The sequence below is a fragment of the Methylomonas rapida genome (genome assembly GCF_024360925.2).
Classification (GTDB): domain Bacteria; phylum Pseudomonadota; class Gammaproteobacteria; order Methylococcales; family Methylomonadaceae; genus Methylomonas; species Methylomonas rapida.
Genome location: NZ_CP113517.1, coordinates 1,841,605 through 1,864,400, shown reverse-complemented (window position 1 = coordinate 1,864,400; position 22,796 = coordinate 1,841,605). Strand labels below are relative to the sequence as shown.

General features: G+C 46.6%; 23 protein-coding genes and 1 tRNA gene. 2 read left to right on the top strand and 22 right to left on the bottom strand.

Annotation, left to right across the window (positions count from 1 at the left end; genetic code table 11):
- Positions 1 to 279: 279 nt before the first annotated feature.
- The 22 genes from NM686_RS08845 to NM686_RS08740 form a co-directional block, all read right to left on the bottom strand.
- Positions 280 to 2,121, bottom strand: a complete 1,842-nt coding sequence (locus NM686_RS08845) for a hypothetical protein (protein ID WP_255187516.1) — start codon at positions 2,119 to 2,121, stop codon at positions 280 to 282.
- Positions 2,118 to 3,620, bottom strand: coding sequence for a glycosyltransferase (locus tag NM686_RS08840; RefSeq protein WP_255187515.1), 1,503 nt, complete (start codon positions 3,618 to 3,620; stop codon positions 2,118 to 2,120). The genes NM686_RS08845 and NM686_RS08840 overlap by 4 nt, the downstream gene beginning before the upstream one ends.
- Positions 3,617 to 3,967: an SMR family transporter gene (locus NM686_RS08835; RefSeq protein WP_255187514.1), complete on the bottom strand. Its 351-nt coding sequence runs from the start codon at positions 3,965 to 3,967 to the stop codon at positions 3,617 to 3,619. The genes NM686_RS08840 and NM686_RS08835 overlap by 4 nt, the downstream gene beginning before the upstream one ends.
- Positions 3,968 to 4,235: 268 nt before the next feature.
- On the bottom strand, positions 4,236 to 5,171 hold the full coding sequence (locus NM686_RS08830) for a glycosyltransferase family 2 protein (protein ID WP_255187513.1): 936 nt from the start codon (positions 5,169 to 5,171) through the stop codon (positions 4,236 to 4,238).
- Positions 5,168 to 5,983, bottom strand: coding sequence for a hypothetical protein (locus tag NM686_RS08825; RefSeq protein WP_255187512.1), 816 nt, complete (start codon positions 5,981 to 5,983; stop codon positions 5,168 to 5,170). Before NM686_RS08825 ends, NM686_RS08830 begins: the two co-directional genes overlap by 4 nt.
- A gap of 3 nt (positions 5,984 to 5,986) precedes the next feature.
- A complete protein-coding gene (locus NM686_RS08820) occupies positions 5,987 to 6,826 on the bottom strand; it encodes an FkbM family methyltransferase (RefSeq protein WP_255187511.1) in 840 nt (279 codons plus the stop codon).
- Positions 6,827 to 7,006: 180 nt separating this feature from the next.
- On the bottom strand, positions 7,007 to 8,326 hold the full coding sequence (locus NM686_RS08815) for an ABC transporter ATP-binding protein (RefSeq protein ID WP_255187510.1): 1,320 nt from the start codon (positions 8,324 to 8,326) through the stop codon (positions 7,007 to 7,009).
- A gap of 5 nt (positions 8,327 to 8,331) precedes the next feature.
- Entirely contained in the window at positions 8,332 to 8,727 is a 396-nt protein-coding gene (locus tag NM686_RS08810) for a type II toxin-antitoxin system VapC family toxin (RefSeq protein ID WP_255187509.1), read from the bottom strand.
- Positions 8,724 to 8,951: a hypothetical protein gene (locus NM686_RS08805; RefSeq protein WP_255187508.1), complete on the bottom strand. Its 228-nt coding sequence runs from the start codon at positions 8,949 to 8,951 to the stop codon at positions 8,724 to 8,726. Before NM686_RS08805 ends, NM686_RS08810 begins: the two co-directional genes overlap by 4 nt.
- 399 nt (positions 8,952 to 9,350) lie before the next feature.
- Positions 9,351 to 9,785 (bottom strand): TA system VapC family ribonuclease toxin, encoded by a 435-nt coding sequence (locus tag NM686_RS08800; RefSeq protein WP_255187507.1) that lies wholly within the window; start codon positions 9,783 to 9,785, stop codon positions 9,351 to 9,353.
- Complete coding sequence (locus NM686_RS08795) at positions 9,785 to 10,030, bottom strand: hypothetical protein (protein WP_255187506.1); 246 nt, start codon at positions 10,028 to 10,030, stop codon at positions 9,785 to 9,787. The genes NM686_RS08800 and NM686_RS08795 overlap by 1 nt, the downstream gene beginning before the upstream one ends.
- A 533-nt stretch (positions 10,031 to 10,563) precedes the next feature.
- A complete protein-coding gene (locus tag NM686_RS08790) occupies positions 10,564 to 11,124 on the bottom strand; it encodes a hypothetical protein (RefSeq protein ID WP_255187505.1) in 561 nt (186 codons plus the stop codon).
- On the bottom strand, positions 11,125 to 11,421 hold the full coding sequence (locus NM686_RS08785) for a nucleotidyltransferase family protein (protein WP_255187504.1): 297 nt from the start codon (positions 11,419 to 11,421) through the stop codon (positions 11,125 to 11,127).
- A 124-nt stretch (positions 11,422 to 11,545) separates the two neighbouring features.
- Positions 11,546 to 12,565, bottom strand: coding sequence for an RpnC/YadD family protein (locus NM686_RS08780; protein WP_255187503.1), 1,020 nt, complete (start codon positions 12,563 to 12,565; stop codon positions 11,546 to 11,548).
- A 478-nt stretch (positions 12,566 to 13,043) separates the two neighbouring features.
- Positions 13,044 to 13,250 carry a nucleotidyltransferase domain-containing protein gene (locus tag NM686_RS08775; protein WP_255187502.1) on the bottom strand — a complete coding sequence of 69 codons (207 nt, stop codon included), beginning with the start codon at positions 13,248 to 13,250 and terminating at the stop codon, positions 13,044 to 13,046.
- Between the two features lie 128 nt (positions 13,251 to 13,378).
- Positions 13,379 to 14,197: an ABC transporter permease gene (locus tag NM686_RS08770; RefSeq protein WP_255187501.1), complete on the bottom strand. Its 819-nt coding sequence runs from the start codon at positions 14,195 to 14,197 to the stop codon at positions 13,379 to 13,381.
- Positions 14,197 to 14,745, bottom strand: coding sequence for a dTDP-4-dehydrorhamnose 3,5-epimerase (gene rfbC, locus NM686_RS08765; RefSeq protein ID WP_269022943.1), 549 nt, complete (start codon positions 14,743 to 14,745; stop codon positions 14,197 to 14,199). Before rfbC ends, NM686_RS08770 begins: the two co-directional genes overlap by 1 nt.
- A gap of 404 nt (positions 14,746 to 15,149) precedes the next feature.
- Positions 15,150 to 16,034 carry a glucose-1-phosphate thymidylyltransferase RfbA gene (gene rfbA / locus NM686_RS08760; protein WP_255187499.1) on the bottom strand — a complete coding sequence of 295 codons (885 nt, stop codon included), beginning with the start codon at positions 16,032 to 16,034 and terminating at the stop codon, positions 15,150 to 15,152.
- 1 nt (position 16,035) lies between these two features.
- Positions 16,036 to 16,932: a dTDP-4-dehydrorhamnose reductase gene (gene rfbD, locus NM686_RS08755; protein WP_255187498.1), complete on the bottom strand. Its 897-nt coding sequence runs from the start codon at positions 16,930 to 16,932 to the stop codon at positions 16,036 to 16,038.
- A 97-nt stretch (positions 16,933 to 17,029) separates the two neighbouring features.
- Positions 17,030 to 18,100, bottom strand: a complete 1,071-nt coding sequence (gene rfbB / locus NM686_RS08750; RefSeq protein WP_255187497.1) for a dTDP-glucose 4,6-dehydratase — start codon at positions 18,098 to 18,100, stop codon at positions 17,030 to 17,032.
- A gap of 421 nt (positions 18,101 to 18,521) precedes the next feature.
- Positions 18,522 to 19,196 (bottom strand): sensor histidine kinase, encoded by a 675-nt coding sequence (locus tag NM686_RS08745; RefSeq protein ID WP_255187496.1) that lies wholly within the window; start codon positions 19,194 to 19,196, stop codon positions 18,522 to 18,524.
- Complete coding sequence (locus NM686_RS08740; RefSeq protein ID WP_255187495.1) at positions 19,193 to 20,827, bottom strand: tetratricopeptide repeat-containing response regulator; 1,635 nt, start codon at positions 20,825 to 20,827, stop codon at positions 19,193 to 19,195. Before NM686_RS08740 ends, NM686_RS08745 begins: the two co-directional genes overlap by 4 nt.
- Positions 20,828 to 21,233: 406 nt before the next feature.
- Between NM686_RS08740 and NM686_RS08735 the strand changes: the two genes are divergently transcribed.
- Together NM686_RS08735 and NM686_RS08730 are read left to right on the top strand one after the other, a co-directional pair.
- On the top strand, positions 21,234 to 22,277 hold the full coding sequence (locus NM686_RS08735; protein WP_255187494.1) for a methyltransferase domain-containing protein: 1,044 nt from the start codon (positions 21,234 to 21,236) through the stop codon (positions 22,275 to 22,277).
- Between the two features lie 135 nt (positions 22,278 to 22,412).
- Positions 22,413 to 22,499, top strand: a tRNA-Leu gene (locus NM686_RS08730).
- Positions 22,500 to 22,796: the final 297 nt, after the last annotated feature.

The window sequence follows — 22,796 nt, the reverse complement described above, 5'->3', positions numbered from 1 at the left end:
TCGTAAAATCAAATAATCTTATTGCATTGGATAACAAACAGCATTCTTGATAGTAACGCTCTTGGAAGCTTGACATCGCTCAGGCAAATGAAAGCTACCTCTACCGGGGCAAAACAAACAAGCGGGGAGATTTGCACGCATTGTAATAACTAAAGCTATCGCACTCCCCCGCGTGATTTTGGAGTGAAAAAGCTTTAGCTTTTTCTAAGTGCTTCGGTGCTTCGTTCTCCATGGTTTCCAGGGCAACAACAGTTGCCTTTTCCCATTTTCTCTCCAAAACTATTTTGCATATGCCGCAATGCATCCACCGTTAGATCGAACTGAATAAGCCAACTGTTGCCACCCGCGCTCTAGCAGAACATTCCTCAATTCCGGACATCCCAATAAGCCAGGATATTTCGTTAACATATACGGATCAACAATAAGCGCTCGCGCTCCCGTCATCTCCAAACCATCAGCCAACTTTTCCGGTGTGCTCCTCGCTTCCTCGGAAAAAACACTAATGTCTATAAATGAAAGACTCAATAAAATAGCTTTGAGTTTTTCCTCCCGTTCTTCCTTAGAAAGGGAACCAATATCGGGTTTGCCTATTTTTGCAATAGTGCTTAGATTGTAAGGCGAACATAAGTAACTGACTACGTTTATACCGTATTCATTCACAGCCAGTCCTCCATTTAGCTCGCATAACATTGAAGCATGCGGCCGAAGCTCATTATAGATATCGCCTAAAGCTCCATTTTTACTCGGCAAGGACAAAGCCTGATATGAGGGCATGACCAACAGCAATACTGCCACGAATGAGCTCATAATCCACACACTATCCAATTTCCTAGATTGAGCCATAAATGCGTTAAGCATTACTAACACCACCCAAATATATAACACTCCCGCTCCCAGAAGGTAGGATGGTCGAGGTCTTTGAGTAAGAATGACGGCAATCTCCATAATCACCACCGCCAACAAAAGCGGTCCCAAGCGAAACAGCTTTTCCCGAATTGCCACATATTTCTTCGAAGATTTACCAAAAATTAAGGCTGTCCCTCCAACACATAGCAATAGGGTAAAACCTAGCAACGCACTCGGAAGCACCGGTACAAAGTAGACTGGAGCGTAGTCTGGGTTATCGCGAGCGCTAGTAGCATTGAACAGCAATACTTCTAAACCAGCGCGCGTCAAAGAAAGGTTCCAAAGGAAATGCTGAACCACCTCGCCAGGGTTGGAGGCGATCATTTCACGCAAAGATGGCAATGTTGTGCCAAATTTTTTCTGCATCAAACTGAGGCAATCTGTCCAGGGACTGCCGCTCCAATCAGAGTGTTGTTGCTGGTATCCATATGCATAGACTTGGCACATGTTCAGAGTATGTTTCGGCGCTGACTCCTCAGCTATCAATGCCCCTTGGATATAAGAGGCAGAATAAAAATAGACGATCAGCAAGCCCGTTAAAGCAAAAGTGGTGCCATAGCGTAATCCAACCAGTTTCATTTCCGAAAAAGAAATCGAGCGCATTTTATGCACAAATTTGACCCCACTTAAGGCCGCAAGTACGCAGATCACAATAATGTATTCATTCCGAACTAGAATGGTAGAAATTATGGCGACACTTAATAAGAAGGGATTCCGCCATTTGTCGCCCGCCACTAAGGAAACCAAGGCCATAACAAGGATTGGCAACGCACCGAATAAATGCACTTCATATAAAGTATCATAGTGAATAGGCAACGCTACCCACCAGACTACAAGCAGCAATGCAAGAACTCGTGGTAGAGAAAGATATCCCAGCCAAGCCACCAGTATGGTAGAAACTAAAATCAAACCCATCCTGTGCAAAAAGGTAGCAATACTTGCATTTTCAGTGATACTCAACCAAGACCCGAAGTAGGCAGTGTATAGTGGCGACCAAACAATATTGACCTGACTATTCAGGTGCCACAAAACAGCATGCTTAAAATAAGACGACGTGTCACCAAATGTAAGATCACGCTCCCAATAACCCCATAGTACTTTAATAAGAATCGCAAATACGAAGACCACATATAAAATCAAAGACACTTTTTTCCCATTTACACTAGATAAAATCATTTTATCCAGAAAGGATTTTAGAATGGACTGCACATTCATTCTCGCTCCAACACCACACTTTCGGTTGCTTTACTCAGCAACCATTTAATACTAGGTCGTGGCTTGATCACATAAAGAGATTGATAGGCAAATAAACCCGGAAAAATTTTGGCCACCAAACTATTAATTTTAACTAAAGCTATCGAAATAGAGTTCAATCCTATGGCAAGCGGATAAGGTGCGGGTATATAACTACGATCAATAACATTATAAGCAGCATACCTAACTAAGCGCTCAAGGGAACCGACTGTGAATAAACGCGTATGCGTAATATCCAAAATACCACGTCGACCATAGTTAAACTGCCCTATAAACATCATAATACGTGTAACAAAGAAACAAACATTGCCAGAGCTGACAATAATTTTTACTTTATCATTGCCTGATAACCTGTCACGTAAACGCTCCAAAAACAATTCGGGATTATTCAAATGTTCAATGACATCGAGAAGTACCACAACATTTAATTTTTCCCAAGGCACATCAGGTAACGAATTATTCAGGTCACAGGACTGATAGGAACAACCTGGAACTGATCTGCCTGCTTCCATATCAACCGAAAATACTGTGCAACCTTTCTCTTTATATAAACGCTCGGATAGATAGCCATCCGCACAACCAAGATCCAAAACCACACTTTTTTCGGGCACTTGAGAAAAAGAAACTGAATGTGTACTATGGAATTCGAATTTACTTACATAGTTTGAAGCCTGCTCTCCTTGAATTGAAAATTTTGGATCAAAGAAAATACCCATTCTAATTAAGCGAGCTTTAATGGATGCCTTAGTTACATCCCAAGCATATTTCAACCCATCAACATGACAAACTTCATCACCGTAATAGGTGGGAATTGGTAACTCAACTACTCGTGCACCAGAAAAAAACATTTGCACGATTATCTCTGTATCAAAGTGAAAGTCATTTGTGTTTAGGTCAAAAGGTATGTTTTGCAATGCCTTTACAGAATAAACCCGATAGCCTGTATGAAACTCAGATAACTGAGAACCCAAGAGTTTATTCTGCATTGCCGTTAATATTTGATTACCAACAAATTTATATAGAGGCATGCCTCCTTCTAAGGCATCCCGTCGGTTCAACATACGTGAGCCAAAAACTGCACCTAGGTGGCCTTCTTCATTAGCAAATGGGTCAAGCAAAACAGGCAGGCATTCCGGCGCATATTGGCCATCGCCATGTAATAGAACCACCGCGTCAAAACCATTTTCAATCGCGTAGTGGTAACCCACTTTTTGGTTGCCGCCATACCCTTGATTTTCGGGATTACGCATAACCATAAAAGGACACCAGTAACCATTTTTGAGGTGGTTAAAAGCGACTCTCTGCGTATTGTCCTTGCTGCAATCATCGATTATCAACAAAGATAAATCAAAGTGATTTAATAGTTGACGCGGAATTCGATCAATTACGCTGACAATTGTCTTCTCTGCATTATAAGCGACGATAAAAATAAGTACTTTTTGTTTAACTGATTGACTCATGCAGTTTTTCCTATTATTGCGACACCCGCTAGAACAAGACAGATACCAATTATTTGAGGTTGATTTATGCGCTCACCAAAAAACGCGAAGGACATTAACGGAACGATCACATAAGTAATTGCCAACATGGGATATGCAATACTCAACGGCACTTTAGAAAGCACATGCAACCACATTAGCAATGCTGCAGCATATAAACCCAAAGCACAAATAAGTCGCCATTCAATTATTAAGCGGATTAAACCTTGCAGATTAAAATCAATTGAACCATGCTTAAGCATGGCATATTTCAATAGCACTTGCCCAAACGCTGATATAGCAGCAGCAATCAAAATGGTATAAATCATAATGCAATTCTCAATAGTAAACGTTTCTTGGGCCGGCTAAGGGATAATGTTGCTTGCCACTCAAAACGGTAAAAGGTATACAAATGAACCCCCAATTGTAGGCTCTCCTTGATTTCCGGTAGCGGCACAATTTTAGTATGCGCCAAACCATAAGCTGCGCATTCTTCATTTAACCAAATACGCCAGAACAATCGCCTGTGAATATTCTCATTTTAGGTCGAACATTCTTCGTTATAGGCTTTATTACAACGATCATCGCAATGAATCGTCAAATAAGTATTCCCAGCTTATTGCAAATTCGCCACGACAAATCCGTGGTGATATGCCTACGCAAATAAGGCAGTACTGTGTTGTAAATTTCCTCGTTAGAGGGAACTCGTCCAAGCACACGCTCTCGAATACGGGTCATTTCTTGTATGCCAATGCTCGATATTTCCGCGGATGTTTTTTGCTGCATGTGAATACGGAATCCACCTAAAAAACGTGGGAGCCTCGCAAAACGTGCTCCAGCCTCACGGAAGCGTATTAGCAAATCCCAATCCATCGCGAAACGGAATGATTCATCAATTTGACCGCCCGCCTTATCCCAGATACTTCTTCTCCAGAACAGGGTTTCCTGCGGGATATAGTCGGCCCATGACAATACTTCGTTACAGTGCCGTGGCAGCATCCAGCGACCAATTTGTTGATCGTTTTCGTCAATTAGAATGCGATGCCCGTATACCACATCGACTTTCGGATGACGTTTGAAATAATTTGCCACATAGGCCAATGATCCTGGAAGCAAAATGTCATCCGAATTTAACCAGGCCATGATTTCACCTGATGTTTTGGCAAACCCCAGATTAATTGCATGAGATTGTCCGTTGTCTGGGCGTGACTCCCAACTAGCCAGTCTGTCGGCGTAACTATTTAGGATTTCTTCAGTACCATCCTGGGAGCCGCCGTCCTGAACAAAATATTCCAGATTTGGGTACTTCTGATCGACTACGCTCTTTATCGTCCGCTCTATGAATGCGGCTTGCCTGAAAGAAGGCGTAACGATGGAGATTTTTGGAGGCTGGCTAACATGAACGGGCCGCGCATAGTGTTTTGGTAGATGCAACTCTTTGGGGCCATGCTGAACCAAATGACCAAGTCGAAAACCAAAGATAGCTCGTAACCGATGCTTGCCGTTTTGGGCTGCAGCGATTATACGTTTCATGAACGATGCCCCTTTTCTTGCGATCGAAGAGCTTGAACCACCCTGCTAAGTTCCTGAATGACTGATTCCTTTTCTTCGATGGAGTGTGTTAACAGCATCAATGCGTCATGTTTTCTATGGATTTCAGCCTCTTTCTGATCAATTTCGGCCTCCTTTTCTTCCAATGCCCCTCTTAATTCGGCATTCTCAGTAAGCGATTGACTTGCCCGCAACCAATCCACCCCAACTGCTCGGGCATAGTCGGTTATTTGTTTATTAATGCTTCCTGGATAAAACACAATTACATCGTTAATTACCATTAATTCATGCACATTACTCAAGCGACGCAATTCAGTAATGATCTTATCAAATGATGGCCATTGGGAAACTTCATGAGGGGCTGGAGGAGGGGCGAGAAATAGACGAGCATCATCGACAATGATTACTGAATTCTCATTAAGCGATCCAATGGCTTGAATCTCTTCTAACAGAGGACACTGGCTTTTTTCACCCGAGGTGTCGTCAGCCACGCACCAATGCGCATCCAGCCAATATAAAACAGATGCATCTTGAAGAGCCGGCATAAACCTCACAATCACATCAGGCGAATGTCCATGACAAGTTTCCACTTTACTTTCGCTTGAAAACCGGTGCGAAGCTTCCAGCCATAAAGGTTCCGATAACTCGACTGTTATGATTCGATCAAAAAATGGAATCATTGCCTTGATGGTATCGCCTTTGAAAGTACCCGTTTCAAAAAAAACGGGAAGCGGTAATACTTTTTTAAGGCTTGAAACCAGTTGCACATCTAATGAAAAATTTACTGCACCCATAATTCAAACTTTCTCGCTGTTAGGTTTATGTGAACCGTTCAGAATCTTATTCAGACGCTGAACTTCCGCATCAAGTACATTGATTACATTCAAGCGATCCTCGCATATTTCTGTAAGAATATTAATCTGGGTCTGATACGATATTTGGTCATCTATACAAATAAATTTTTGTGTTACAGGAATATCCAATTCTTTTGGGATAAAAACCGCGTCACAAAAAGCAAGTCGCCCTTCTGGAGTGACGTGTAAATTGTTTAATGAATACATTTTATAATCCAGATGGACAAGAGCTTCGGTCAATTCGGCAGGTGAGCATTGTCCCTCATATAGAGGAATATAGATAAATTCAGTCTGGATAATTGGCCGATGAACCGAAATTGCACACTCCCCACCTTTAATCACAGAAAGGTCATTACCCTGGGTATCAATTTTCAAGCACTGTAATCTGCCGAGGTCAGAATTCGCGCCCAAATATTCGTCCAATGTGAGGACAGAAACAGTGTGTCTCTTAATTTTTCCAGAAATTAGATAACTTGAGTCATACTGGAGCAGTGATGCGGTAGCGGTATCTGCATCACAATGCAGGTCTAGCATCCCCGATGCAGAACTTAATGCGGAATTTATCACCTCAACCACACAGTTATCCTGTGATGGCACTGCGCTCTGAGTAGCCAAGTAACTTTCCAAATTGGGTTCAAAGGCCAGCACTTTTCCAAACAACCCGGTTTGCATGAGGAATTTTGAAAATTCGCCGTGATGCGCTCCAACATCGATTGCAAAACAGCTTTTTGCATTATCAGTATTGCAAGCTAATTGCAGTAACTTAGAAAGACTCGGATTCATCGTTGAGTACACTGATTCGTAAAAAAACTTTTTGGCAAACAGTATTGATCAGATTGATTATTTTTTTGAAAGGTACGCATGATTTTTAAACATAATTACCAGAGGAAATTACAAAAATTTGCAAAGCTATTTATTTCTCGCACTAAATACCCCTTATTCATGTTGATCAATTTCACATCCTTATCGAATAAAATTATGTGCCTTTACTGGCAAGCCAAACATCCCCAAAAATGGCGCTATTTCAGTTTCGTAATCCCATTTTATCTGTAGAGGGCCTATCCAATCCGTTTGATCCATTATCACTCCGTTGTTTTGCCCAATAGGCAAACCATAAGAAACTGAAAATGAGTAAAGTCCACTTTCAATCATGCATTCTATTTCGAATTCAAATAATCCATATAAATCACATTTACTAGTAATTGGCTCAAAACCTAGCATATACGAACCTGTACTAGACACAAGCTGATCGTACTTATTTTTTATTTCTAGCGCGAAATGTCCCTTGTCGTCAGGTTGGAGACGAAAATAAATTTGGAAAATTAATTTTTCTCCCATGCGGACAGCAGTGGTCGGCTCGCCTTTCTCATTTCTAACCACAACGGCCAGAAGTCGGTCATTATTACTTAAACTATCCATATCCCGTCGCCATAAAGCAACATTCAATGCCTCTTGCAGTGTGCTCTCTGAAGGATCGGAGTCACCATCAGGTTTTTTCAATGAAGGATTTGATTCTACGGGGACCAAATTGCTTTTTTCTGACAGATAGGCCCTAATCGCCTCTTGGCTATCGCCAATAAAAACTGCCTCGCCCTTGCTTAAATAAATCGAGCTAGGACACAGATCGCGTACAGTACCCATGTCATGGGATACAAATAGCAGAGTCAACCCGTCCTCACGCAGTTTACGCAAATGAGCAAAACATTTTTGCTGAAAAAAATAATCCCCCACGCTCAAGGCTTCGTCAACGATCAAAATATCTGGATCTAACTGTGCGTGAATAGAAAAGGCCAGACGCACTGCCATGCCACTGGAATAGGTCTTAATCGGCTGATCGATAAACTGGCCAATATCGGCAAAGGCCGCAATATCATCAAAACGGTTATCTATTTCATCTCTGCTTAATCCCAATAACGAACCGTTTAAGTATATGTTTTCCCGGCCACTAAACTCGGGGTTAAATCCCGCGCCGAGCTCAAGTAAAGCCGCGATCCGTCCTTGGGTTTCTAAGGTCCCGCTGGTTGGGGATAATGTGCCGCAGATCATCTGTAACAGTGTCGATTTACCGCTACCATTACGCCCGATGATCGCAACAGTTTCGCCTTTTTTGATTTCGAAGGACACATCCTTTAGCGCCCAGAATTCACGGAAATATTGCTTGGTTTGCTGTCTGACTAGCCTCTGCAAGCGTGGATAGATCGATTGCTTCAAGCGATCATGCGGCTGGTTGTAAATCTGATAGCACTTACTGAGGTTTTCTACTTTGATAGCGATGTCAGTCATGCTGATTATCCCGTTAACAAATAACCGGAAAGCTCCGGGTAGCTTGGAAATGCCATGTCATAACTCGCTAACTGAGCACCATGCTCTAATGTTGTTGCAATGATAATCCGATCAGCCGGGTCTCGATGTATATCGGTCAGTCCAACAGATCGTTGTGCAATTGAGCACGTAATGGACAAACACTCAACCCCGGATTGTCCCAATGCTTCTCTTATCCACTCATCTGTCGATAGTGGCAGCTCCAGTTTTCGGTTCTTAACTAATAATGTCACTTCAAAACAGGATATGAAAGAAATCACAACTCTGTCGGCGTCCTCTATTGCAGATGCAATCAGCGGTTTTAATGCGTCACGACCAAGCAATATCCAATTTAGCCATATGTGGGTATCTAACAATATCATGCTAACCCGTTCCAATCCTCAATAGGTGCTACCGGCGCGATGATATCGCCCAGAATTTTACCTTGCCCGGCAATGCGTGGCGAAGGTTGGCGTTTTGCCTTCAGCACAGGCACTTCTTCAGACGACAATAAAGTGACAATGACATGCGCCTCTTCGACGGATGGCTTATCCGTCAACCAAGTCAAGTGGCCGTGATCGTATAGGGCTTGGTAGCTTTGCAGCATTTCAATCTCTCAGTGTTGTGTTTATTGATCGTATACAACGCAAGGTGTAATTTAAAACGAACCACCTTGAAGCACGCGGATTCAAGATAGTATTGCTTGAACCTTCTTATCAGCATCTGCAACAAGCGGCCTTGTGACCTATCATAAATTTGGTAACACTTGCTGATCTTTTCTAATTTGGTGGTGACTTTAAACATTTATTAGCGAGTTCAATTTTCAAGATCCGAAGACAGGTGGCTTCAGGACATTCGCCACTTGACATTCAACACATTGATTTCACAAGAATTCAATGCAAACCACCCCGTGTAGGTGCGAATTTATTCGCACGCAACCCATGGATTTTGCGAATAAATTCGCACCTACCTAGAGATAGCGTGATTGCTCTGCAGGTGGCTTTATTTAGGCCTGCAGATGCACAAGCTGAGTAGGGGACGCGCCTTTTACCGAATCGAATGCGATGCGGCGATCCAGCGTGACGAACCTGCCGCCATTCTGCACAGCCAGAGTCAATAGGTATATATCCGTAACTTGGCGATGCCCCAGCACTTTTGACCAACTGAACACATTGGAATCCAATAAACTGATGCTGTCCGGCCAGAATTCATGTTCAACAGAAGCCACGGCCTCTGCCAATCTATCGGCAACCTGTGTCACCGGCAGGGCTCCAGGATAGTTGGGTTGCGACATGATCCGGATACATCCATTTTGGGTAATCGGACAAGATGCCCAGCCGAAGGATAAGTTTTTCTCCAGCCAGTTCATTGCCATCTCATGATGCACGTGTCCGGCATCCATTAACGCAATCAACACATTGACATCAAGCAAGGCTCGCATCAAACGCCTTCTCGATCGCGCAGCTCATTGACCCTGTCGTTGGTCACTACTATACCGCGTGAAGAAAAAGGGCGGAATCCACCGACGGTTCTGCTTTCGACGGTTGTTCCAGATAAACTCGACTGACCTGATAACGCCTCTCTCATTAACCGGGAGATCACACGGCCAACCGCTACATTTTGCATGCGCGCCAACTCTTTGGCCGCGGCAAGCACATCATCTTCAAGATCGACTGTTGTGCGCATCACTAGCTCCAAACCACAAAATCATCATGATGATACGGCATCAAGACACCTAAAACAACTTTAAAGTAACGCTCATGAAAGCTTGGCATCGCCCCGGCAAATGAAAGTTTTCTGTAGGAGCGACGCCTCGTCGCGACAATAGGCTCGCATCGCGACTGTGCGTCGCTCCCACCATGACTTTCAGAGTAACGCTCATGAAGGCTGGGCATCGCCCCGGCAAATGAAAGTCAACTTTGTTATGTCGTTAGTCTGTTTTTGGGGTTGCCGCGTGACTTTCAGAGTAACGTTCATGAAGGCTTGGCATCGCCCCGCAAATGAAAGGCTCCTGGAGCGACGCCCTTGTCGCGATAAATCGCTTCAACTCGCGACTATGCCTCGCTACATTCCTTGCTGTCATTACCAGGAGTGATACCGAGCGTTAGGATATGGTCAAAAATAACTTCTATGCGTATCCCCCTCACCCCGCCCCTCTCCCAGAGGGCGAGGGAGCAAAAAGTGGACGTTAAATCCTTTGATGGTGGTGTCTGCTGCACTCATTGGGGCATCCAGCTTTCATCAGCTTGTTTTGTTTTTACAATCAACATGAATTCTGTCGTGAAATCTGCTTGTTTAGGTAAAAGATCCAGTTGCTCTTGGCAATAGCTAAGGAAGCGTTCGGCAATGTTGTAAAGTAAAGGGGTTAATGCCTTTAACGAATTAAAATGGTCGGCGATTTCTGCGTATTCAATATCGTAATCATGCGCGGCAAGATTACGTGCTGTTCGACATAATTGCCACGCTTCAACCGATTCGATTACCCCATTTTTTTCGTAAAAGCCGAGTACCTTAAGAAAACTATCGGCGGGCTCGCCTGCAAGAATGCAGGCATGCCGCATGGCAGCAGCCAGTGTATCTTGTAATTTGGCGAATCTCTCGTTAACGGCTGCCATGGCTTCAAATAGCGAGACATCTTTCTTCTGCTTTTCTAGCCGATCTGCGGTTAATGGCCAAATTAGTTTGTTGCTAGAGGCATCAAGGAAATAAACACAACGTTGTATTGCCTCTAATAGCTCTGCAAGGTGCTGTTTTTCTGAATTGAGGATAGATCGATCCACTCAGTTCACCAGTTCAATCGAGTGCGATTTAGCGATGTCTTGAAATGGCGTAGCTACAGCAAAGCGGGATTTTGACACGATGTCGACCGGCAAGCCAAGTTGAGATTCAAGCTGCATTTTAATGTGTGCTCGCTGCAACAGCGATAATTGCGTATCGGATTCGATGAATAAATCTATATCACCACCTTTTGCTTGATCGTTGAGTCTGGAGCCAAATAAATAGACTGCCGCGTCCATGCCAACCAAACGGACAACTGTTTGAGTGATGGCATTTATTTGTTGTTTTGTCAGTCTCATTTTATCAATTCATTTTGGCACTTAGGATATGGTCAAAAATATCTTTTATGCGTATATCCCTCACCCCGCCCCTCTCCCAGAGGGTGAGGGAGCAAAAAAGTGGACGCTATTTTTGACGGAATCCTTAGTGAGTCATGTCATCGTTAAACACGGCATCCAGGCTAGACGCAGAAATAGCGCTAATCAGCCAGTTTTTAAGTTGCTCTTCACTAGAACGCGCAAGTTTGTCTACTATCGCCACAGGCAGTGCTCCAAAGCGATGCGTAAGCAGAATACTCAGCATCTTGGCTTCGCCTTCTTGCAAGCCTTCTTGCAAGCCTTCTTGCAAGCCTTCTTGCTTGCCTTCTTGTCGTCCTTTGGCAATACCTATTTTTTCTACGCTGGTGACATAGTGCATTTTTCGACTCTCTTCAATGGCTTCAATTTCATACCACAACTGCTGCTCCAGCTCTTCCGGCAGGCGCATCATCCAATCAATCACATAAAATAGATCAATGACTTTCTGCTTATCCCAATTACGCTGGTATAACAATTTCATCAGCAGGCTTTTGGCTTTGTAGCGTTCCTCGTCGTTCTTTCGGGTCCGTTGCGTCAAAATATGCGCTGCCGTAACAACAGCAAAGATATTATCCGCAACTAACAGTTTATCCAGTTGGTTATGATAATCGGTCAGTTTGACAACTGGAAACTCTAAAAAGTGTTTACAGCCCAATACTTCAAATCCATATGAGGCAGGCTTCCAATCAGGTTGTGCATCGGCCAATACAGCCATACTGGCTATCGGTCTATCGTAGCGATCGAAAAGTCGATAGTTGTAAACAAACATACGCTTGGCAAATTCTGCTTGTTTAGTGCCCTGTATTTCAATGTGAATGTAAATCCATTTTTCATCGCCACTTTGCAACAATACTCTGATCAGCTTATCAACAAAGCGTTTACCCAGTTCGGCATCACGTACTACGGCCATTAATTCCTGATCTAAAATCGTATACCCTTTTGACCAGTCAATTTCTAAAAACGCATCTGGAAAATAAAATGCCATAAACGCCGAGAAATAATGCTCTACGGCATCTTTCCACGGACTATCATAATCATCCGGTTCGCTTGCGGAATTTACAGAAAATCCATCATCTTGATCGACCATTATATTCTCTGGATATCAATCAGAACTGCTCTGCTTGATTGCACCGACTTGAAACAGCGTGTCACAGATCATTTGCGACAAGCGGCAATTCCAGTTTCCGGTTTTTAACTAAGGATTTCGTCAGAAATAACTTCCTCTTATGGTTCCCATGCTCCGCGTGGGAACCTGTTCAGGGACACTCTAGCGTCCCGAACCGCAGAGCGGTTCAGGCTGCATTCCCACGCGGAGCATGGGAACGATGCGCTCGGAGTACGGGAAATTATTTTCAACCAAATCCTAAGAGCGTCACTTCAAAACAGGATATGGAAGAAATTACGACCCTGTCGGCATCCTCTATAACAGATGCAATCATTGGTTTTAATGCGTTACCACCAAGCAATATCCAATTGATCCATATATGAGTGCCTAATAAGATAATGATGACTCGTTTCAATCCTGAATTGGCCGTTATCGTATATGGCTTGGTAACTTTGTAATATTAGAAAACTCCTGATTTGGGGTTATATCGCGCCGCCAAAAGGGCTTTATCGGACATTGACGACTCCAGCTTTATCAGTAAATCCACATCTCCGCCTTTTGCTGTAGCGTCCAAGCGGGAACCAAACAACCAGACAGATACGTTATCGCCAAATACGTTTTTGGCAACTTCCTTGATCGTCTCTCTGTAGCTGGGTGTTAAACGCATGGATTATTCTGAAAGTCATGGTGGGAGCGACGCACAGTCGCGATAAATGGCTTCAATTCGCGACTATGCGTCGCTCCTACAGAAAATTTTCATTTGCCGGGGCGACTGCCCAGCCTTCTGAGCGTTACTCAAATAACATCCGCAAAGCCCTTGCGGGTCTTTTGAAACCAGGCAAAGCCCAGCCAGGCAATCAATAAGGACGCTAAAAAGTAGATCGCCAGCATTTGCCAGTTAGGCAACGTGCCCCAAACCAACAAGGCCCGGCCTTGTTCGATGGCGGGGGTCAATGGGTTCATTAACAGAAAAGTCTGATATTTGGGCGGCAACGCCGAAACGGGATAAAAAATCGGCGACAGAAACATCAAGGTCGTCGTCACCAAGCCAATGATCTGGGCAATGTCACGCAGATAAACACCCAAGGCCGCCAAAAACCAGGATAACCCCATCGTCAACAGCAAAAGCGGTGCCATGATGATTGGAAACAACAGCGCTTCCGGGTGCGGCATGCCAAATAAGAGGGTGTAAAAAATAAGCCAAACCAGCAAATTGACAAGGCCATGAAACAAGGCCGACCCCATGCTGACCCAAGGCAATATTTCCAACGGAAATACCACTTTTTTCACATAGTTGACATTGGCCAGGATCAGGCTCGGTGAGCGGGCAAAGCATTCGGCAAACAGGTTGAATATCGTCAAGCCTGCAAACAACACTAAAGCAAACTCGGTTTTGGAATCGCTCCCCCCGCTCCAGCGCGCTTTAAACACCACACTAAACACGAAGGTATAAACCAGCAGCATGAAAACCGGGTTAAAAAACGACCACAAGATACCCAAGGCTGAACCACGATAGCGGCCGATCACTTCGCGCTTGATCAAGGCCTTGATCAATCCTCGGTTACGCCATAGGCTCGCGACCATCTCGCGCGGCGAAATACTGAAGTTTTGCATCAGGCGAAAATCTCTGCAGAATTTAAGGCTAAGCCTTGTTGATCCTTTCCAGATAAAACAGGTGCGTCATTGAATGGCCATTGCACATTGATGGAGGAATCATTCCAGACAATGCAGCGCTCGTATTCAGGGGCGTAATAATCGGTAGTCTTATACAAAAACTCCGCCGTTTCTGACAATGTCACGAAACCATGCGCAAAGCCTTCCGGTATCCACATTTGGCGTTTGTTTTCCGCCGATAAAATTTCTCCCACCCATTTTCCAAAGGTCGGCGAGCCTTTGCGGATATCGACGGCCACGTCAAACACTTCGCCCTGAACCACCCGCACCAGTTTGCCTTGAGCCTTGGGCGGCAATTGATAATGCAAGCCTCGCAAGACGCCTTTTTGCGATTTGGAGTGGTTGTCTTGCACGAATTCGCGTTTCAGTCCGCTTAGTTCTTCGAATTTTTGCTGGTTGAAGCTTTCAAAGAAAAAACCGCGCTCGTCGCCGAAGACTTTGGGGGTAAACAAGATAACATCAGGAATGTTGAGACGTGTAACCTGCACAGGCATACCTATAGCCAAAAGAGCTGGCAAAGATACTGAACTTGAGCGTATTTGGCAAGTTCTAAGGATTTGGTGAGAATAATTTTCCACACTCCGGGCTCACGCATGGGTTCCCACGGAGGACCGTGGGACCCAGAGTACACTACGATCCCATCGTTCCCATGCTCCGCGTGGGAATGCAGACCGGCATACCCACGTCAGGGACAGCTCCGCACTTGCGCTCGGGCTCCGCATGGGTTTTCCCACGGAGGACCGTGGAAACCAGAGTACACTACGGGCCCATCGTTCCCATGCTCCGCGTGGGAATGCAGACCAGCATACCCACGTCAGCAACTGCTTCGTACTTGCGCTTGGGTTACGCATGGGTTCCCACGGAGGACCGTGGGAACCAGAGTAAAGATGGGTTAAAACACGTGCTGTTTGAGCAAGGCCAGCAGGTATTGGCCATAGCCGTTCTTGGCAAGGGGTTTTGCCAAGTTATCTACTTGTTCGTCGCTGATCCAGCCGTTACGCCAGGCGATTTCTTCCGGACAGGCAATCTTGAGACCTTGCCGCCGTTCTATGGTCTCGATGAAATTACTGGCTTCTATCAGACTGGCATGCGTGCCGGTGTCCAGCCAGGCATAGCCACGCCCCATGATTTCGACGCTGAGCTGGCGTTGCTGCAGATACGCCTTGTTGACATCGGTAATTTCCAGTTCGCCGCGCGGAGAAGGCTTTAAATTGGCGGCAATATCTACGACCTGGTTATCGTAAAAATACAATCCAGTCACGGCATAATTGCTTTTGGGATTTGCCGGCTTTTCTTCCAAGGTGGTTGCCCTGCCCTCCGCGTCGAAACTCACGACGCCATAACGCTCCGGGTCATTAACGTGATAGGCGAACACCGTCGCACCCGATGTGCGCGCGTTGGCATCCTTCAGTTGCACATGTAAATTGTGCCCGTAAAAAATGTTATCCCCCAGAACCAGGGCACTTGGATGGTTGCCGATAAAGTTTTTGCCGATGATGAAAGCCTGCGCCAAACCGTCGGGACTGGGTTGCACGGCATATTCCAAATTCAGCCCCCAATCACTACCGTCGCCGAGCAAATGCCGAAACAGCGGCGTATCCTGCGGCGTGGAGATGATCAAAATATCTCGAATATCCGCCAGCATCAGCGTGCTCAAGGGGTAATAGATCATCGGCTTGTCGTAAATCGGCAACAACTGCTTGGAAACAGCCTTGGTAACAGGATATAGCCGGGTGCCGGAACCGCCGGCCAAAATAATACCTTTACGATGAGTCATGTTATTTTCCTAATATTTCAGTCAGCATGCGTTCAACACCCATTCGCCAATCCGGCAGTTCCAAATGAAACGCTTGTTTTAGCTTGTCGGTATTCAGACGCGAATTCAGGGGGCGCGTAGCCGGGGTTGGGTATTCGTCAGTCGAAATGGCCTTGATCGCTTGCAGCGGCACCTTTAATTCAATGCCTTGCCGCCGAGCGAAATCCAGCACTTGTAAAGCATATCGATGCCAACTCGTTGCTCCGTCGGCGGCCAGATGATAAAGCCCCGCCAGTTCTGGACGATTCATGGCGCTTCGAATGGCATGCGCCGTGACGTCGGCGATGAGTTCCGCCCCGGTCGGCGCGCCGATCTGGTCGTCGATGACCGACAACTGCTCGCGCTCTTGCGCCAGCCGCAACATGGTCTTGGCGAAGTTATTGCCTCGCGCGGCGTAAACCCAGCTCGTCCGGAATATCAGATGCTTATCAAGCGTGGCTTGAATCCCTTGTTCGCCTGCAAGCTTGCTCTTGCCATAGACGCCGAGCGGATTGACGACATCATTTTCGCGCCATGGTCTATCTCCACGGCCGTCAAATACATAGTCCGTCGAGTAATGCACCAACCAGGCTCCTGCATGTTGCGCCGCTTCGGCCAATATACTGGGCGCCGTCGCGTTGATCAGGCTCGCCATATCCGGCTCGGATTCGGCTTTGTCCACCGCGGTATAAGCCGCGGCATTGACAATGACATCGGGTTGCAGCGCTTCGATAGTCCGCGCTATGCCTTCTTTGTCGGCCAAGTCGCCGCAATGATCCTGACTACGGCGATCAAGCGCGATCAGTTCACCCAGCGGTGCGAGGCTACGCTGCAATTCCCAGCCAACCTGGCCGTTTTTGCCGAATAAAACAATCTTCATTTTGTATATTTTTTTGGCTGCGGTTTAACAATCGGGGTTTAGGGCTTTTACGACAGCCTCGCGAGAGATGAGACTATGGTTTCAAGGCCATCTTGGATCATGCCACGCGGTCAGAGTAATTCTTTTCCACCCAGGATTGATAATCGCCGGATACGACATTCTCGACCCAGGCTTGATGATCCAGATACCACTGCACGGTTTTGCGGATACCCGTTTCAAAGGTTTCCGCGGGCCTCCAGCCTAATTCGCGCTCAAGCTTACTCGCATCTATCGCATAACGCCGGTCGTGGCCGGGACGATCGGTGACATAGGTAATTTGCTCGGCATAAGACTTGCCGTCCGTGCGTGGTTTCAGCTCGTCGAGAATCGCGCATAAGGTATTGACCACGTCCAGATTGGCTTTTTCGTTCCATCCGCCCACGTTATACACCTCACCCACGCGGCCTGCCTCCAATACCCGGCGAATCGCGCTGCAATGATCCTTGACATAGAGCCAGTCGCGAATCTGCTGGCCATCGCCATAGATAGGCAAAGGCTTGCCAGTCAGGGCATTCTGGATGCACAAAGGGATCAATTTTTCCGGAAAATGATACGGGCCGTAGTTATTCGAGCAATTGGTGGTCAAAACCGGCAAGCCATAGGTGTGATGATAGGCTCTCACCAAATGGTCGCTGGCCGCCTTGCTCGCCGAGTAAGGGCTGTTGGGCTGGTATTGGTGGGTCTCGGCAAAGGGCGGGTCTTGCTTTTCCAATGAACCATAGACTTCATCCGTGGACACGTGCAAAAAGTGGAATTCGTCTTTAGCCGCCGGCTGCAAGCCGTTCCAATAAGCGCGCACCGCTTCCAACAGGCGAAAACTGCCAACGATGTTGGTTTGAATAAAATCTTCCGGGCCGTGAATCGAACGATCGACATGCGATTCCGCGGCAAAATTGACCACCGCGCGAATCCCATGTTGTTTAAGCAGACTTAAAATCAAATCGTAATCGCCAATGTCGGCTTTGACGAATACATGCCGGGAATCGCCTTGCAATGAAGCCAGGTTCTGCAGATTGCCCGCATAGGTCAGTTTGTCCAGATTGACGACCGGTTCGTCGCTTTGCCCCAGCCAGTCCAGAACAAAATTACTGCCAATGAATCCGGCGCCACCGGTTACTAAAATAGTCATAGATATTTACAGAGTGGATTAAGAATATATGAGAAATAAGCCAAGCATAGGTTATTTCATGTTCATTCCTTAGGATTTCGTCAGAAATAAATTCCACTTATGGTTCCCATGCTCCGCGTGGGAACCTGCTCGGGGACGCTCTAGCGTCCCGAACCGGAGTGCGGGAAATTATTTTCAACCCAATCCTTAGTGAAGGATTTCAGCGAAACGAGATCTGCGCGCAAAACCTTCGCCCCGGCAAGGGGTCAAAAAAGTTCCTTATCCCGCCGGGAGAAGGTCAGGATAAAGGATATAAATCAGATGCTTACATCCCCCCCCTCACCCCGCCCTCTCCCGCAAGAAGAGGGTGCTTTTGCGACAGCCTCCAGGTAGGACAATTTCACGCCGCCTTTCCCTTTCAAAAGCGGACTAGGATACACCATTAGGGTAAAAACAGACAAAACCTGGCCCCGCCCAAGCGACTGTGATTATCGATCCTGACGAAACCACTTTTATCCCGGTTTTTATGCAAGCCGGCAATGGCAGCCACGAAATAAAGCCCCAAGCCGGTATTTCCGTTCACCCAATCGAGATCGGAAGGGTCGCTCAAGTTCGCATTCAGCAAATGTTCCGGATACCCCACGCCATCGTCTTCTATGCAAAATTTCAGATAACCATCGAGCTTTTCAACGGATATGCAAAGCGCATTGCGAGCATAGCGCTGGGCGTTGTTGACGATATTGCCCAGCGCATTGGCGACTTGTTGATAGTCGCAGTAACACATCAGATCTTCGCCACACTCGACCTTCACTACGGTTCGATTCAACTGGAGCAGGCCATCTTGCTGGGACACGGCTTCATTGATCAAATCAAGCGCCGGATACTCGTCGATGACCAGACTAAATTTCTGACTATCAATCCTGTACATGACCAACAACTGCATCAGGCTGTGATTGATGCGATTGGCCTCGAATTCAAGCTGCCGAATATTGTCAACCTGATCGGCCGATTGACTCAAGGTCAGTTGTTGAATCAGTCCTAGCAAGGTGCCCAGCGAGTTTTTTATGTCATGTACCGTCGAAGCCAGAATGGTTGGAAACACCCCGCCACCGCTCATGCTTTCGCCTCAAGCTTATTTTTTCTGAGCAAATTGGAGAATTCCATTTGCAAAATACCCAGTTTTTGCTTGTCGATACCGACCTGTCGGGCTTTTTTGAATAATTTTTGCGCGCGCAAAAGTTTCTGCTGGTCATGATCGGCGTTTTTCAAGTCATGCAGGGTGATTTTCAGCATATTGATGATGATGGTCTTGTTATCCGGCATCACCGACATGGCCTTTTCAAAAAGCGCCATCGCTTCCCCGTACCTGCCCTGTTTATACAGCGTCACGCCTTTGTTGTTGATCGCGACCAATTCGCGCTTGGTGGATTGAATCAAAGCCTCCGAGTGGTTTTCCAGGCCTATCCCGCTCTGCATGCGCCGGATGTCGTTCAAAAAGCCATCGTCGTCGATATGGGTCTTGATCAAGCCATTTAAAATCTCTTCCGCACGCTCCGGCTGATTTTGTAAAAAACAACTACGGGCAATATCGAGCTGCAGATCCTTGGGCACTTCGTTTCCAAGCTGTTGACTCAGTGTCAACATCTTTTTCAGGCAGTCGTCCGCCAATTGTTCGTTTCCGGCTTTCTTGTGCAACTCGACTTCCAGCGTGGTTGCGCGCAATTCGGCTTCGGGATTGTTGAGATATTCATGGCGCATTTCCTTCAGGACTTTCAATGCGTGCTCGGAATCATTGGTCTTGGCATACAACTTGGCCAGATTGGTAAAGTCGCCACAGGATTTATGCACGGAATGCTTGCCCAATGTCACAGCCGCTTTGTAGGCCTTTTCCGCGATGGCCAAATTACCGTTTTTGTCGGCCGTTTCAGCAAGTTTTTTTTGCCGCAAGATGGATTGAGGGGACAGATCGACCGCCTGATTCAGCACCTGCTGCATGTCTTGCAATTTATCCTGTGTTTCATAGGTTTTGGACAACCAGTCATAGCCTTCCAGAAACAGGGGATTGTCTTGCAATAGTGCTTCAAAAATAGCGATTGCCGTGTCGAAATTGCCCTGTTGATACTCGATGATGCCCAAGCCCAAGCGCGCCCATGGCAAATCGCGCTCTTGCAAAATCTGTTGATAAACTTGTCGCCCCGTTTCGAAATCACCGACCAAAGTCGCCAATTCCGCCCGTTTTTTCAACAGATGAGTGCGCATTTTCTGATCGTTCGCCGCCAGCAATTGCTCGCAATCTTGAATCGCCTGAAACAAATTACCGCGCTCGATTTCCTTTTCTATGCCTTGCAAAAACTGCTTGCGCCGCAGATTGCGCTCTATCCGGGCGAACAACTGCTGCGCGTTGAAAGGCTTGGTCAGATACTCATCGGGCTTGCTGTCCATTGCCCCCAACACCATCGAGGCGGTTTGTTCGGCGGCAACGATGATGAAAATACAATGCTGGCCGATCAATTTTCGATACCGGGCCTCCTCCAGCACTTGTTGACCATTCTTGCCATTGCCAAGATTGTAATCGCACAACACGATATCGAAACTGGTCTTCGTCATTGCATTGATGGCATTGACGCCATTGTCGGCCTCGACGATGGTATCCGCTTCCAGGATATACAGCATGTCGCGTATGGCTTTACGCATCGCCGGATAGTCTTCCACAATCAAAATGGATTTGCCTGCCAGAATCGGCTTCATAGTGTCAGTCGGTTTGGGAAATGCGGAAATTTTAGCCTATTGTAGGATTATGGCTTAAATATGCTAAAAGGGTTTTGCCGCTAGCACGATCGTGTTATGTTTCAGAAAGACCAACTCCGTTTCGACCGGAGATCGCGTTTACAGGGAGCGGCTAAAAACGGGGGACGTCTTCGCAACCCAGGAGTTGGTTGAAAATAATTTCCCGCACGCCGGGCACATAGTTTTCATGCTCCACGCGGGAATGCAGCCTGAACCGCTCTGCGGTTCGGGACGCTAGAGCGTCCCTGAGCAGGTTCACACGCGGAGCATGGGAACCATAAGCGGAAGTTATTTCTGACGAAATCCCAAACACGCAAAACGACATAGGCTTGCGCCCAAAAAACTTCCCCTTTTTCAGAGGCATTACATGAGCACCAGCATCGAAATCAACGAAACCGTCCGCCATTATTATGGCGAAGTATTACAATCCAGCGCCGATCTGAAAACCAGCGCCTGCTGCAGCATCGACGCAATGCCTCAATATCTAAAGACCTTAATGGCCAGCCTGCACCCGGAAGTGGTGGAACGTTTTTACGGCTGCGGCTCGCCCCTGCCTCCTGCACTGGCAGGCAAAACAGTGCTCGACCTAGGCTGCGGCAGCGGACGGGATTGCTACTTGTTATCGCGCTTGGTCGGCCCAAGTGGCCGCGTCATCGGCGTGGACATGACACCGGAGCAACTTGAAATCGCCATGCGTCACCGGGACTGGCATGCGCAACGTTTCGGCTATGCCAACATCGAGTTTTTGCACGGCCATATCGAAAATCTAACGACGGTCGGCATAGCGGACGATAGTATCGATGTCGTCGTTTCCAACTGCGTGATCAACCTGTCACCCGAAAAACCCCGAGTACTGGCCGAAATTTTCAGGGTGCTGAAACCAGGCGGAGAACTCTATTTTTCAGATGTATTTGCCGACCGCCGCATCCCCGGCGAACTACGTCAAGATCCGGTATTACTGGGCGAATGCCTGGCGGGCGCCTTATATTGGGAAGACTTTCGCCGCATGTTGCAGGTACTGGGCTGCCCGGACGTGCGCATGGTCAAGCAAAACCCGATCAGCCTGGATGATCCGGACATCGCCCACAAGATTGGCATGGTCAAATTCAAATCGGTAACGGTACGCGCCTTCAAAATGAACCTAGAAGACCGCTGCGAAGATTACGGCCAGGTAGCTTGTTATCTGGGCACGATACCAGAGCACCGGCACGCGTTCGACCTGGACGATCATCATCATTTTGAAACCGGCCGGCCATTGCGCGTATGCGGCAATACCGCCGACATGCTGGGCCTCAGCCGTTACGGCGATCACTTTCAAATAATGGGCGACAAATCCCGTCACTTTGGCTTATTCGATTGCTCCCCTGGCCCACACGGCGAATCTTCCGCTTCAGGCGGTTCATGTTGCTGACGACATTTGCCCCATCGCCTTTGTTGCGATTATTCGCCCCCATACAACTCCCTTGTTTGTACAAAAATGAAATTTTGTTTGACAAGAAAGATTATGACTATATAATGGGCGCTCTTTCCCACTCTGAGTGGGGATGCCGAGGTGGTGAAATTGGTAGACGCGCTAGCTTCAGGTGCTAGTGGGGGTAACCCCGTGGAGGTTCAAGTCCTCTCCTCGGCACCATTAATATCAATAAAATCAATGCGTTATGGTATTAATGATGTAATTTTGATGTAACGAAATACCTATCCTCTTTGCCTTCTAGCAAAATCCTTAACCTCTTCAGGTAAATATTTAGGGTGACTTCCAGGATAAGGTTTGACCGGCCTTGGAAATCTAGGATGAGATTTAATCTCATGCGCTTTGGACTTACCAACCCCAAAGTAGTAGGCAATATCCCAAAGCCTATAACCTTTAGCTTTTCCTTCGAGTGCAATTAGGATTTGTTGAAGCGTATATTTTATCCCAAAAGTTGATCGT

Excerpts from the sequence above, each read along its gene's own strand:
- NM686_RS08820 (WP_255187511.1), bottom strand. The coding sequence starts at position 6,826 with ATGAATCCGAGTCTTTCTAAGTTACTGCAATTAGCTTGCAATACTGAT.
- NM686_RS08830 (WP_255187513.1), bottom strand. The coding sequence starts at position 5,171 with ATGAAACGTATAATCGCTGCAGCCCAAAACGGCAAGCATCGGTTACGA.
- rfbD (WP_255187498.1), bottom strand. The coding sequence starts at position 16,932 with ATGAAGATTGTTTTATTCGGCAAAAACGGCCAGGTTGGCTGGGAATTG.
- NM686_RS08740 (WP_255187495.1), bottom strand. The coding sequence starts at position 20,827 with ATGAAGCCGATTCTGGCAGGCAAATCCATTTTGATTGTGGAAGACTAT.
- NM686_RS08800 (WP_255187507.1), bottom strand. The coding sequence starts at position 9,785 with ATGCGAGCCTTGCTTGATGTCAATGTGTTGATTGCGTTAATGGATGCC.
- NM686_RS08845 (WP_255187516.1), bottom strand. The coding sequence starts at position 2,121 with ATGAATGTGCAGTCCATTCTAAAATCCTTTCTGGATAAAATGATTTTA.
- NM686_RS08770 (WP_255187501.1), bottom strand. The coding sequence starts at position 14,197 with ATGCAAAACTTCAGTATTTCGCCGCGCGAGATGGTCGCGAGCCTATGG.
- rfbB (WP_255187497.1), bottom strand. The coding sequence starts at position 18,100 with ATGACTATTTTAGTAACCGGTGGCGCCGGATTCATTGGCAGTAATTTT.
- NM686_RS08785 (WP_255187504.1), bottom strand. The coding sequence starts at position 11,421 with ATGAGACTGACAAAACAACAAATAAATGCCATCACTCAAACAGTTGTC.
- NM686_RS08810 (WP_255187509.1), bottom strand. The coding sequence starts at position 8,727 with ATGATATTGTTAGATACCCACATATGGCTAAATTGGATATTGCTTGGT.
- NM686_RS08735 (WP_255187494.1), top strand. The coding sequence starts at position 21,234 with ATGAGCACCAGCATCGAAATCAACGAAACCGTCCGCCATTATTATGGC.
- NM686_RS08815 (WP_255187510.1), bottom strand. The coding sequence starts at position 8,326 with ATGACTGACATCGCTATCAAAGTAGAAAACCTCAGTAAGTGCTATCAG.
- NM686_RS08780 (WP_255187503.1), bottom strand. The coding sequence starts at position 12,565 with ATGGTCGATCAAGATGATGGATTTTCTGTAAATTCCGCAAGCGAACCG.
- rfbA (WP_255187499.1), bottom strand. The coding sequence starts at position 16,034 with ATGACTCATCGTAAAGGTATTATTTTGGCCGGCGGTTCCGGCACCCGG.
- NM686_RS08825 (WP_255187512.1), bottom strand. The coding sequence starts at position 5,983 with ATGGGTGCAGTAAATTTTTCATTAGATGTGCAACTGGTTTCAAGCCTT.
- NM686_RS08840 (WP_255187515.1), bottom strand. The coding sequence starts at position 3,620 with ATGAGTCAATCAGTTAAACAAAAAGTACTTATTTTTATCGTCGCTTAT.
- NM686_RS08795 (WP_255187506.1), bottom strand. The coding sequence starts at position 10,030 with ATGCGCACAACAGTCGATCTTGAAGATGATGTGCTTGCCGCGGCCAAA.
- NM686_RS08745 (WP_255187496.1), bottom strand. The coding sequence starts at position 19,196 with ATGAGCGGTGGCGGGGTGTTTCCAACCATTCTGGCTTCGACGGTACAT.
- NM686_RS08835 (WP_255187514.1), bottom strand. The coding sequence starts at position 3,967 with ATGATTTATACCATTTTGATTGCTGCTGCTATATCAGCGTTTGGGCAA.
- NM686_RS08805 (WP_255187508.1), bottom strand. The coding sequence starts at position 8,951 with ATGCTGCAAAGCTACCAAGCCCTATACGATCACGGCCACTTGACTTGG.
- NM686_RS08775 (WP_255187502.1), bottom strand. The coding sequence starts at position 13,250 with ATGCGTTTAACACCCAGCTACAGAGAGACGATCAAGGAAGTTGCCAAA.